The sequence below is a fragment of the Alloalcanivorax mobilis genome (genome assembly GCF_002864685.1).
GTDB lineage: Bacteria > Pseudomonadota > Gammaproteobacteria > Pseudomonadales > Alcanivoracaceae > Alloalcanivorax > Alloalcanivorax mobilis.
Map to the genome: position 1 here is coordinate 1 of NZ_NMQZ01000045.1, position 12,396 is coordinate 12,396.

The 12,396-nt window shown below is 58.2% G+C and carries 10 protein-coding genes; all 10 read left to right on the forward strand.

Going from position 1 to position 12,396, the window contains the following annotated elements:
• Positions 1–73 precede the first annotated feature (73 nt).
• The 10 genes from CGS25_RS16640 (at position 74) to CGS25_RS16685 (ending at position 12,396) form a co-directional block, all read left to right on the forward strand.
• On the forward strand, positions 74–952 hold the full coding sequence (locus CGS25_RS16640) for a UTP--glucose-1-phosphate uridylyltransferase (RefSeq protein ID WP_101676145.1): 879 nt from the start codon (positions 74–76) through the stop codon (positions 950–952).
• Between the two features lie 3 nt (positions 953–955).
• The gene (locus CGS25_RS16645; protein WP_101676146.1) at positions 956–2,266 is read left to right on the forward strand and encodes a UDP-glucose dehydrogenase family protein; all 1,311 of its coding nucleotides are present in this window, start codon (positions 956–958) and stop codon (positions 2,264–2,266) included.
• 27 nt (positions 2,267–2,293) lie between these two features.
• Complete coding sequence (pgi, locus tag CGS25_RS16650; RefSeq protein ID WP_101676147.1) at positions 2,294–3,931, forward strand: glucose-6-phosphate isomerase; 1,638 nt, start codon at positions 2,294–2,296, stop codon at positions 3,929–3,931.
• 79 nt (positions 3,932–4,010) lie between these two features.
• On the forward strand, positions 4,011–5,387 hold the full coding sequence (locus tag CGS25_RS16655; RefSeq protein WP_232802454.1) for a phosphomannomutase/phosphoglucomutase: 1,377 nt from the start codon (positions 4,011–4,013) through the stop codon (positions 5,385–5,387).
• A 205-nt stretch (positions 5,388–5,592) separates the two neighbouring features.
• On the forward strand, positions 5,593–6,609 hold the full coding sequence (gene galE, locus CGS25_RS16660; RefSeq protein WP_101676149.1) for a UDP-glucose 4-epimerase GalE: 1,017 nt from the start codon (positions 5,593–5,595) through the stop codon (positions 6,607–6,609).
• A complete protein-coding gene (locus CGS25_RS16665) occupies positions 6,606–8,090 on the forward strand; it encodes an ABC transporter permease (RefSeq protein WP_101676150.1) in 1,485 nt (494 codons plus the stop codon). Before galE ends, CGS25_RS16665 begins: the two co-directional genes overlap by 4 nt.
• Positions 8,090–8,746 carry an ABC transporter ATP-binding protein gene (locus tag CGS25_RS16670; protein ID WP_101676151.1) on the forward strand — a complete coding sequence of 219 codons (657 nt, stop codon included), beginning with the start codon at positions 8,090–8,092 and terminating at the stop codon, positions 8,744–8,746. The genes CGS25_RS16665 and CGS25_RS16670 overlap by 1 nt, the downstream gene beginning before the upstream one ends.
• Positions 8,747–8,861: 115 nt before the next feature.
• The gene (locus CGS25_RS16675; RefSeq protein ID WP_157933857.1) at positions 8,862–9,797 is read left to right on the forward strand and encodes a hypothetical protein; all 936 of its coding nucleotides are present in this window, start codon (positions 8,862–8,864) and stop codon (positions 9,795–9,797) included.
• Positions 9,798–10,014: 217 nt separating this feature from the next.
• A complete protein-coding gene (locus tag CGS25_RS16680) occupies positions 10,015–10,842 on the forward strand; it encodes a glycosyltransferase family 2 protein (protein WP_101676153.1) in 828 nt (275 codons plus the stop codon).
• A 6-nt stretch (positions 10,843–10,848) separates the two neighbouring features.
• Positions 10,849–12,396, forward strand: coding sequence for a beta-1,6-N-acetylglucosaminyltransferase (locus CGS25_RS16685; RefSeq protein ID WP_101676154.1), 1,548 nt, complete (start codon positions 10,849–10,851; stop codon positions 12,394–12,396).

Here is a 12,396-nt window from a genome sequence, read left to right on the forward strand (position 1 = left end):
GAACACTGAACACTGAACACTGAACACTGAATCCCCGCCCAATAAACGGATTTGAGAAAAGAGGCCCTTTTCGATGGTATCGAAAGTCGTGATTCCCGTGGCCGGCTTTGGCACGCGCATGTTGCCGGCGTCGAAATCCATTCCCAAGGAAATGCTGCCGGTGGTGGATCGTCCGGCCATCCAGTATGTGGTGGACGAGGCGATCCGCGCCGGTCTCACCGAGATCATTCTGGTGACCCACGCCGCCAAGGGCGCGATTGAAAACTACTTCGATGGCCACCCGGAACTGGAAGCGCAGCTCAAGGCCAAGGGCAAGACGACGCTGCTGGAGCAGGTCAGCCGGCCGTTGCCGGACGGGGTGCAAGTGATCAGTGTGCGCCAGGGCCCGCCGCTGGGCCTGGGCCACGCGGTGCACGCCGCCCGCCAGGTGGTGGGCGGCGAGCCGTTCGTGGTGATTCTGCCCGATGTACTGGTGGACGCTGGTGACGGCGCCGAGGACCTGAGCACCATGATCGAGCGCTTTCAGGCCAGCGGCCGCGCGCAGATCATGGTGGAGCCGGTGCCTGAAGAGCGGGTCGAACAGTACGGCATCGCCGCCCTGGACGGGGCCGCCCCGGCGGCCGGCGAGAGCGCGCCGATGCGCGCCGTGGTGGAGAAACCCAAGCCCGCCGATGCACCCTCGAACCTGTCGGTGGTGGGGCGCTATGTGCTGCCCGGCGCGGTGATGGATCTGCTCGCGGAAACCGCACCCGGCGCCGGCGGCGAAATCCAATTGACCGACGCCATTGCCGCGTTGATCGAGCGCGAAACCGTGGAGGCCTACGCGATGCGCGGCCAGACCTTTGATTGCGGCAGCAAGGCGGGGTACCTGGAAGCGATTCTGCACTACGCCCTTAAACATCCTGAGCTGGCGGACGCCACCCGGGCTTTGCTGCGTCGCTACCAGGATTGAACCATGCGCATTGATCTTTTCGGCGACACCCTGTGTGCCCAGGTTACCGCCGCCGCCTTGGCGCAAAGCGGCCACCGGGTCAACTGGTATCTTCCCACCGGCCGCGTGGACCAGGCGCTGCGCGATCAGGGCCGGGTGCTCTATCAGGAACCGGGCCTGGCGGAGCTGGTGGCGCAGCAACGCGACGCCGGGCGGCTGCGTTGCCTGGGGTTCAACGAGCAAGGCGATGCGCCGGCGCCGGTGGTGTTTCTGGCCCTGCAGCCGGGCACTTTCGATCAGGCCCGCGCGGTGGTCGACCGGGTGGCGGCGGGCAGCGCCTGCCGGTTGCTGGTCAACCAGAGCACCTTCCCGGTGGGCAGCAGCGAGAAACTGCAGGCGCGCCTGATCAAGGCTGGCGTGGACACGCCGGTGGCCTGCCTGCCGGACACCCTGCAAGAAGGCATGGCGCTGCAGACCTTCACCCGCCCCAACCACATTCTGCTGGGCTGCAACGACGACGCCGCCGAAGTGCTGATCCGGGAAATTCTGCGCCCTTACAACCGCCGCCGCGACGTGATCCAGGTGATGCAGCCCCGCGAGGCGGAATTCGCCAAGCTGGCGATCAGTGGCATGCTGGCGACCCGGCTGAGTTACATGAACGACATGGCGCTGCTCGCCGAGGCGCTGGGCGTGGACATCGATATGATCCGCCAGGGCATGGGCTCGGACCCGCGCATTGGCGAGGCGTATCTGTACGCCGGTTGCGGGTTTGGCGGACCGGGCTTCAGCAGCGACGTAATGAGCCTCACCGATACGCTGCGCGACAAGCGCATCAGCGCCGAGCTGCTCAGCGATGTGTTGCGCATTAACGAGCGTCAAAAAGAGGTCTTGTTTCGCAAATTCTGGCGCCACTTCGACGGCGACGTGAAAGGCCGCCGGGTGACCCTCTGGGGCGCCGCCTTTAAGCCCAATACCGACCGCATCGACAACGGCCCGGCGTTGAGCCTGATCGAGGCGCTGTGGGCCCAGGACGTGGACGTGCACGTGCACGATCCGCTGGCCATGCCGGAGCTGCAACGCTGGGCAAACGGGCACGGCGAACTGACCTGCCACGACGACCCTTATCAAGCGGTTCGCGGCAGCGACGCGCTGATGGTTGTGACCGAATGGAAAGCCTATTGGAGCCCGGATTGGGACGACCTGCACGCCGCCATGCGCACCCCGCTGATTCTCGATGGGCGCAACATTTTCGACCCGGACTATGTGCGTGGTCATGGATTCGACTATCAAGGCATCGGGCGCGGGCAGCGCCGTCCGGCGCGACCATCAAAATGAGTGTGAACAGGCCCTAACGAGCTGATTATGGATTTTCCCCGTCACGACACCGACACCGCCCGCGCCGCCCACCAGGCGTTGCGCGAGCACGCCCAGCAGACCGGCGAGCGCCATCTGGCGGCGCTGTTCGAGGACGACGCCCAGCGCTTTGAGCGGCTTTCGCGCAGCGGCTGCGGCCTGCTGGCGGACATCAGCAAACAACGGCTGACCACCGAGACCCTGTCTCTGCTCAGCGAGCTGGCCCGCGCCCGCGGCCTGCAAAGCTGGATCGAGTGTTTGTTCAAGGGCGAGGACGTCAACTGGACCGAACAACGGCCGGCCATGCACTGGCGCCTGCGTGACACCAAGGACCGGGCGCCGGACGTGCACGCCCAACTGGCGCGCATGGAACGCATGGTGGACCGTATTCTGCGCGGCCAATGGCGCGGCTGCGAGGGCGATGCGATTACCGATGTGGTGAATGTGGGCGTCGGTGGCTCGGATCTGGGGCCGTTGATGGCCTCGTTCGCGCTCAGTGAGCAGCGTCCGCCGCGCGGTCATCGGCCCAGGGTGCATTTCGTGTCGTCCATGGACGGCAGCCAGGTCGCCCCTTTGCTGCAAGAGCTGAACCCCGCCACCACCCTGATCGTGGTGTCCTCGAAATCGTTCACCACCGTGGACACCCTGACCAACGCGGCCACCGCGCGGGGCTGGCTGGAACGGGAAATGCCCGGCCGTAATGGCGCCGTGCTGCGCTGTCACTTTGTGGGTATTTCCGCCCAGCCGGAGCGCATGAGCCGCTGGGGCATTCACGAAGATAACCAGCTTCAGTTCTGGGAATGGGTGGGCGGGCGCTACTCACTTTGGTCGGCGATCGGGCTGCCGATTGCCCTGACCATTGGCATGCAAGGCTTCCGCGAACTGTTGGCCGGCGCCCACGACATGGACCGCCACTTTCAGGACACGCCCTGGCAGGACAACCTGCCGGTGATGATGGGCCTGGTGGACGTGTGGAACCTGAATTTTCTCAACATCACCGCCCGCGCCGTATTGCCCTATGACGGCCGTCTCAAACACTTGCCCTCGTACGTGGAGCAGTTGGAGATGGAGTCCAACGGCAAATCCGTGACCCGCGCTGGCGAGAACGTCACCCACCACACCTGCCCGGTGATCTGGGGCGAAGTGGGGCCGAACGCCCAGCACGCGTTTTATCAGCTTCTGCACCAGGGCACCCAGCCGGTGGCCTGCGAATTCATCGTCGCCGCCCGCCACGACCGGCTCAACGCCGATGGCAGCGAATTCAAGCAGCTTGAGGATCAGCACCAGCTCACCCTGGCCAACTGTCTGGCGCAATCGCGGCTGCTGGCGCTTGGTGAGCACGCCCTGCCGGCGGATCTGGAATTGCCGGCGTTCAAGCGTTACCGGGGCAACCAGCCGAGCACCACGCTGATGCTCGATGAACTCTCGCCACGGCATCTGGGCTCATTGCTGGCGTTGTACGAACACAAGGTGTTCGTACAGGCGGTGCTGTGGGGCATCAACCCATTTGATCAATGGGGCGTGGAGATGGGCAAGGTGATCGCCACCGACATGATCCAGGTGCTCGAGAGCGGGCAGGGCGGCGACAATCTGGACGCCTCCAGCCGTGCCCTCGCCGAACGCGCACGGCGCTTGAACCAGGACTGAACCCGCCGATCACGAACGCGGGTTGAACCAACAGAGGCTCTGTTCGCGGAGCCTTCAAGGACGACATTGAAAGGAAAACATGATGGCGAACGCGCTGCCCGAGACTCTGTTCCGGGCCTATGACATCCGTGGCATTTACGGTGACACTCTGACCGAGGACGGCGCCCGCCTGATCGGCCGGGCGATCGGCTCCGAGATCCGCGAGCAAGGCGAAAACGCGGTGGCCCTGGCCCGCGACGGGCGGCTCTCTGGCCCCACCCTGCTGAACGCCCTGGCGGAAGGCCTGCAGGCCTCCGGTTGCACCGTCATCGACGTGGGTATGGTGCCCACTCCGGTGCTGTACTTCGCCACCCACCATTACCCGGAAACCCGCTCCGGCGTGATGGTCACCGGCAGCCACAACCCGCCGGATTACAACGGCTTCAAGATCGTGATCAACGGCGTCACCCTGTCCGGCGACGCGATCCAGGCGCTGAAGACCCGCATCCAGGAGCAGCGCTTCAGCGCCGGCCCCAGCGAGCGCGTCAGCCGCGACGTGCTGCCCGCTTACCTCAATGCCCTGCAACGCCGCCACCAGCTTGAGCGCCCGCTTAAAGCGGTGGTCGATTGCGGCAACGGCGTTGCCGGCGTGGTGGCGCCCGAGGCCCTGATGCTGCTCGGCGTGGACGTGGTGCCGCTGTTCGCGGAAGTCGACGGCACCTTTCCCAATCACCACCCCGACCCGGGTGACCCGCACAATCTTCAAGACCTGATCGCCGCCGTGAAGCAGGAAAACGCCAATCTTGGCCTGGCGTTCGACGGCGACGGCGACCGCGTGGGCGTGGTGCTGCCCAACGGCGAAATCGTCTACCCGGATATTCTACTGATGGCGCTCGCCGAAGACCTGGCCAGCCGCCGCCCCGGCGCCAAGGTGATCTTCGACGTGAAATGCACCGGCGCCCTGTTCGATGTGATCCGCGCCGCCGGCGGCGAACCGGAAATGTGGCGCACCGGCCATTCGCTGATCAAAGCGCGCATGAAAGAAACCGGCGCCCTGTTGGCTGGGGAAATGAGCGGCCATATCTTTTTCGCCGAAGACTGGTACGGCTTTGACGACGCCATTGTCGCGGCGGCGCGCCTGCTGCGCATTCTCAGCCGCCACCACGGCGACGCCGTCGATTACTTCTCCCGCTTTCCGGTGCTGTGCACCACCCCCGAGATCAACATCACGGTCACCGAAGAGAACAAATTCCGCATCATCGAATACCTGCAAGAGCGCATCGACTTCGGTGACGGCGAGCGCACCGTGTTGGACGGCATTCGCATGGACTACGGCGACGGCTGGGGCCTGTGCCGCGCCTCCAACACCTCGCCGAAACTGGTCACCCGCTACGAAGCCACCGAGCCCCAGGCGCTGGCGCGCATCCAGACACGCTTCGAACAGGCCATCGACGAGGCGATCAAAGCGGTCGGCTGAAACCACGGCCGACCTTGGCCGAACACTTCACGCACCGGCCGTGACCAACGTCACGGTTCCCCCCGTAAAAGGGAACCTTCGCGGCGCCACGGTCTCCCAAACAGCCTCCGTGCTGGCCCGGGCGCCTGCTCACCGCGGGCCGCCAGGCGGGTTGGCAAAAGACGGTTCTGTTACACTATCGCGTTGCTAGTCACAAGGATGCGCAATGAACACTGTTCTGATCACCGGCGGCGCCGGTTACATCGGTTCGCACACGGTCTTGCTGTTATTGGAAGCCGGCCACCGTGTACTGGTGCTGGACAACCTCAGCAACAGCAGCCGCGAAGCGCTGCGCCGGGTGGAGAAGATCACCGGCGCCAGCCTCACCTTCGTGGAAGGCGACATCCGCGACAGCGCCGGCCTGGATCTGTTGTTCCAAACCCATGACATCGGCTCGGTGATTCACTTCGCCGGCCTCAAGGCGGTGGGCGAATCCGTCGCCAACCCCCTGGCGTACTACGACTGCAACGTAGTCGGCACCCTGCGCCTGCTGGAAGCGATGGAGCGCGCCAACGTGCGCACCCTGGTGTTCAGCTCCTCCGCCACCGTCTACGGCGACCCCGCCAGCGTACCGATCCAGGAAGACTTTCCGCTCAGCGCCACCAACCCCTACGGCGCCACCAAACTGCACATCGAAAACATGCTGCGCGACCTGCACCGCGCCGACCCGCGTTGGAACCTGGCCCTGCTGCGCTACTTCAACCCCGCCGGCGCCCACCCCAGCGGGCAAATCGGCGAAGACCCCGGCGGCCCCCCCAACAATCTGATGCCGTACATCGCCCAGGTCGCCGTCGGCAAACTCGAACGCCTGAACGTCTTCGGCGGCGACTACCCCACCGAAGACGGCACTGGCGTGCGCGACTACATCCACGTCATGGACCTCGCCCAGGGCCACCTCGCCGCCCTGCAAGCGCTCGAGCGCCACGACGGCACCCTGATCACCACCAACCTGGGCACCGGACGCGGCTACAGCGTGCTGGAAATGATCCAGGCCTTCGCCAAAGCCAGCGGCCGCGACATTCCCTACCAGATCGTCGACCGCCGCCCCGGCGACGTCGCCACCTGCTACGCCGACCCGGGCCACGCGGAGCAAGTGCTTGGCTGGCGCGCCGAGCACGGCATCGAGGCGATGTGCGGGGATCACTGGCGTTGGCAAGAGCGGAATCCGAGCGGTTACGAATGAATAACAATCCCTCTCTCCAGACTGATAATGAGGATCGGGCTGCCCCCGAGGAAGCGTTTCAATGGGCCTGGGGAGCGATGTCGGCCCACCATTGGGAGCAGGCGGCCAGGCGTTGGGCTACCCTGCGTGTTGTCTACTCGGACCATGCGCCGGTGTGGATTCAGGCGGGCGTGTCCTTGAGGCATCTGGGTCGTTATGACCAGGCCGCCACGTTGCTTCGCGAAGCTAGACATCGTTTTCCGGATCGCCCTGGTGGTTGGATAGACGGGGCCGAGGTGGAACTGGAGCGTTCCGACCACGAAGAGGCGGATCGTCTATTGCATGAAGCCCGTATTCGCTTTCGCGATGAGCCGCCAGTGTGGCTGCGCAGCGCCGACTTGGCCTGGGCGCGGGGCGATGTTGATACTGCTCTTCGATACAACCAGCATGCCCGGGATAGTTTCCCTGACAAACCCGGTGGTTATGTTCAATACGCCGAGTTCGCGATGGCGGGCGGTGATTGGGAGGCCGCTGGCGAACGTTGGACACGGGTACGGGAACGTTTCCCTGCCTTGCCGATGGGATACCGCCGGGCCGCTGAGGCAGAGGAGCGGCTGGGGCGCCACCGCGCAGCGCGCCGGCTGCGTCTGGCGGAAGAGTATGGGATGGATTGGCTGTCGGAACTGGAGGATACGGAGAGGGAGGTGACTGCGCCGGTTATGCCGCCCCGACGCCGGGATTGGCGCAGCTTCGTTGACTTGGTCTGGACCAAGGCACGCCTTAATCTGAAATCCGAGGCCAACCGCAACCATCTGCGTTATATGTGGTGGGTTATCGATCCTCTGCTGTACATGTTGGTGTTTTACATCGTTTTTGGCATGTTAATGCAGCGTGGAGGAGAAGGGTACGTCGCTTATCTTCTTACAGGATTGGTTCCGTTTCAGTGGTTCGCTAAGACGATCCAGCACACTTCAAATTCTATTATCCAAGGCAAGGGCTTAATGCACCAGGTGCGAATCTCGCCACTCTTTTTCCCTTTGGTGGGCATTGTGCAGAACACCGGGAAGCAGCTGCTGGTTTTCCTGATGCTGGGTCTTTTCCTTGTGTTCTATGGCTTGCCCCCCACACTGCACTGGGTCGCCATACTTCCTGTCGTGCTACTACAGCTGCTACTAATGGTGGTGGTAAGCTGCGCCGTGGCGATGTTGGCTCCCTTTGTACGGGATATCATCAATTTGGTGCCTACGGGTATCCAATTCACGATGTTTGTAAGTGGTATCTTCTACACGCTTGATCGTATCCCCGAACAGTGGCGCAGTCTGTTTTTTCTCAATCCGGTGGCCAATATTCTTCATCAGTATCGTCTGATACTGGTCGAAAACCAATGGCCTGACTGGAGTTCCATGTGGTGGGTTACGCTTGGATGCCTGCTGGCGTTGGCGGTTATTGTTCTGCTCTATCGTCGTCTGGAATCTATCTTCCCGCGGGTGGTAATAGAGTGATGAGTCAGAAGAAAGGCGACATTATCATTGGTTTACGCGACGTTGGAGTCCGCTATAAGCGTCGCGGAGGGTTGTTTAGGCGCCCTGAATACTTTCAGGCACTGGAAGGCGTCACGTTCGACATCTACCGTGGTGAAACTCTGGGAATCGTAGGACGTAATGGTGCTGGGAAATCCACGTTGCTAAGGGTCGTGGCCGGCATAATCCGTCCGGATGACGGAGAAATAGTCAATAGCGGCGTAACGGTATCGTTGCTTGCGCTGCAGGCAGGTTTTGATCCAGAGCTGTCCGGACGGGACAACGCGATAATGAGCGGCATGCTGATGGGGTATACGCGAAAACAAGTCGAAGCCCGTTCGAGTGATATCACTGAATTCTCCGAGCTGGGTAGTTTTATGGATGAGCCGGTGAAAACCTATTCATCAGGTATGCGGGCCCGTCTGGGCTTCTCCGTGGCTGTTTTCATGACGCCGGACGTGTTGTTGCTCGATGAGGTCCTGAGTGTCGGAGATAAAGAGTTTCGCAAGAAGGCTGAATACGAAATGATGAAGAAGATTCACTCTGATCAAACAGTGCTGCTGGTATCACACTCAGAGCAGCAGGTGAGAAGAGTATGTGATCGCGTGATCGAGTTGGAAAAGGGTGTAAGATCGTAATTCAACCAACTGAGATGGCTTGCTCGCCTTGGAATAAATGGTTTGTGTATGTGAATGGACCGTTGTGCGGCCCGGTACTGGCCGCACCGCCTAAATTGCTTAGCTCGGTGCTTTTATGAAAATCATTCTGCACTATGGTATCCATAGGACTGGAAGTACGTCCATTCAGGAATGCCTGAGTAATAGTCATAACATCTTAAAAAGCCATGGTTATCTCTATCCGAGAGTACGGGGCATGAATGGCCATGTGCGGCTCCCTTGGATGTTGAACTCCGGTCAGATAACTTTCGAGGATATCGTTAAGGATATTGAGTCGCAAGCGAACGCCCTGACGCATACTGTTATTCTTTCCGCGGAAGATTGGTGTTTGGTTAAGAATGATAGTTTCTTTGACAGGCTTGGGGCCGAGTATGACCTGGAGGCAATCCTATATCTGAAGCGTCAAGATCTCTGGCTTGAATCCTGGTATAATCAGCATGTCAAGTGGCCATGGGAAAAGCGATTTTCATCGGCGACCCCGCAAGAGTTCTTGAGTGACTATAAAGATGATTTTTGGTGGATGTCGTACGACAAGCTAATTGAAAAGATCGAGCGAAATGTGGGGAATGGGCGCCTGCATATAGATGTGGTTGATCCGTTGGGCACCAGTGATACCGTGGAAGATTTTCTCAAATGCGTTGGGATAGAGCCGTTGTGGATGAACTCCTATAAGAATGAGAACACTTCCCTCTCTTCAGCCAAGCTGGATTTGCTAAGACGAATAGATCTGTATGAACTCTCCGCGCCAGAAAGAGTAAAAATGCTCGATGCAATTAACGCTCTCGATATGCCGGAAGATAATGGCAGGAAAGAGGTGTTCAGTAATGAGCAGCTAATCGACATCAGTCAATCGTATGAAAACTCCAATGCGCTAGTGGCAAAAAAGTATTTTTCAAGAGACAGACTGTTTTCCCCGAGGGGCGAGCGTAGTGCTGAGCCCGTATTCCTTTCCGACGAGGTGGCGTACAAGCGGTACATTCCGGAATTGTTGAAGATTCTGGTCGCCCGGTAATAGCGGTTTTCCAAGGTTGTGTGATGTCTATTAAATGGCGGTATCAGTGGTTTAAGGATCTCGTTTGCATGGGGCTTCGCCTCATGAAGGTCCATGCCATGGCTCAAAGAAAGTCCAAGGAGTTGTGGCTCGTTCAGGACAACCTGAAAAAAATAGAAAAGGGGGATCTTCTGCTATTCTCGGTAATGAAGAATGAGTCTCACCGGCTTCCTTTTTTTTGGAGTATTATAGGAAACTGGGGGTGGATCATTTTATATTGGTGGATAATGAGTCGGAAGATGATTTTCGGGGGATCACATCAGGCCAAGAAGATGTGACTTCCTTTCATGCAAAGGGAAGTTACAAGGACGCGAACTTTGGAATGCATTGGGCCAATTATCTTTTGAGAAAATATGGCTCGGGACATTGGTGTCTGACCTGTGACCCCGATGAGTTTATTGTCTATCCCGAAATGGAGAGCCGGGGTCTTCACGAGCTCACCGATTACCTGGCCTCTATTCGTGAAGAGTCATTCTTTTCCTGCATGATCGATATGTATGGCGATAAGCCGATTGAGTTTTGCCACTATAAGCAGGGAACCGACCCTCTGGATGTTTGTCCTTATTTTGATCGCTTCGGGTATGCCAAGACATATATCGATGATTTGCGTAATGTTTGGGTGCAGGGGGGGGTGAGGCGCCGGGTTTTTTCCAGTGCGAATCCTTCAGGTGCTCCTGCGCTGAATAAAATTCCATTGGTGAAATGGCAGCGACACTTTGCTTATGTTGAATCCATGCATATGGCTATTCCAAGGCGGCTCAACGAATCCATTTCCAGAAATAAGACCACAGGGGCTTTGTTGCATTTTAAGTTTATTAGTCAGTTGCGGCAGAAGGTAGATGAAGAGCTGGAGGCCAAGCAGCATTTCAACGATTCGGCGGAATATAAAAGATATGATGTGCTTATAAATAGCCATCAAACGCTATTTTGCCCTTCCGTTTCAGGGCGATACGAAAATTGGCGTACTCTGGTCAGGCTGGGTTTGATGAATAAAGGGGAGTGGTGAAGAAACATGAAGATTTCATTCGCTCTTCTGGCTCACGAAACCCCTGAAAATTTAAGGCACCTGATCACTTCCATTCTCTCGTCGGGGGCGGATATTTTTGTTCATTATGATGCTTCTTCCCCTCATGATTTGGCTGGAGCAGCGATGGAGTGGGGACTCAATCGGTTGTCTGGTAAGCTTTATTTTGTCGAAAGAGTTCCGGTGGTGTGGGGTGAATGGTCTATTGTTCAAGCAACACTAAATTGTTTGCGGTTGGCCAGTGCAAAAGGCTATCAGTGTGATTACTTAATGCTGATCTCAGGTTCATGTATGCCTGTGAAGCCTATTGATATTTTAGTGAACCACTTGGCCAGTACGGATATTGATCATATAGAGGTCGTGAATGCGGAGACGACGCAATGGGTAACGGATGGTATTCAGCGCGAACGCTGGGAGTACTACCACTTCTTTAACTGGCGTTTTCAAAGATTTCGTTTTCGCGCGGCTAATAAGGTGCAAAAGTTGTTGCGCGTAAAGCGCAAGCTGCCCCTCGGGCATACTCCTCGTATGGGTTCCCAGTGGTGGTGTCTACGCACTCGAACCGTGGATGCCATTCTTAATCTGATTGATGAGCACCCCGAGCTCATTCAGTTTTACAGGCGAACCTGGGTCCCTGATGAGCTGTTTTTTCAGACATTGGTAGCCAGTCTGGTGCCAAAGAATGAGATTGGCATGGCTCCATTGACACGCTACCAGTTTAATAGCTGGGGGGTTCCTCGTGTCTATTATAATGATGCCCTGCCTGAATTGTTGGGAGAGTCTCGTTTTTTTGCGCGGAAGATTTCTCCTGATGCTTGTTTTCTTAAGGAGTCATTGGCTGAAATTGGCGCGATGTCAGAACCGGAATACAGATGTTACATGAAGGAGAATTTTTCGGAATTCAGTCGGAGATATAAAGAATCTCTGGATCTGGATTTCGAGTCTCGGCGCGGTGCCTGGCACTCTTTGGCAGTGTCGCCGAATACCGCTGACGAATACTTTATGTCAATTCCGGTACCGATAGTCGTCATCTGCTCCCTCAATGACTTAGCCAGGAAAGATGCGGTGGCTTCTCTCAAGGAAACTTCGGCCACCGCTGTTTACGGAGATGTGCTGAGTCCCAAGCCGGATGCTTATAATAACGGCAAGGAAATTGTTGTGGGTTACCATAGGGCGCACCCTGAGGTTGCTCGCCATCGATGGTTCTTTTTTTTAGGCGATTTGGCCGCCCAGCATCCGACGTGTGAACGTCTGGTACTAACCATGGGGGCGGAGGCAGTCGAGTATCTAAAGGTGATGCGCTGGAGTCGTAACCTGTCGGTTATTTTATTGGATGAGCGCTCGCCATCGTTGGTGCCCGAGTGTCACGATCTGAGCTCGATGTTCCGAGTGAGTCGATCTCAGCGGCAGGAACATGAATTCAATCGCCGCATTCAACGTCTGATGCAGCATAGACGGTGTGACTACCATCTGGCCAAACCGGGATGTCATGATCGTATCAGCGAAATTGTATTGGCGCGGGCGGCGGGGTGTTAA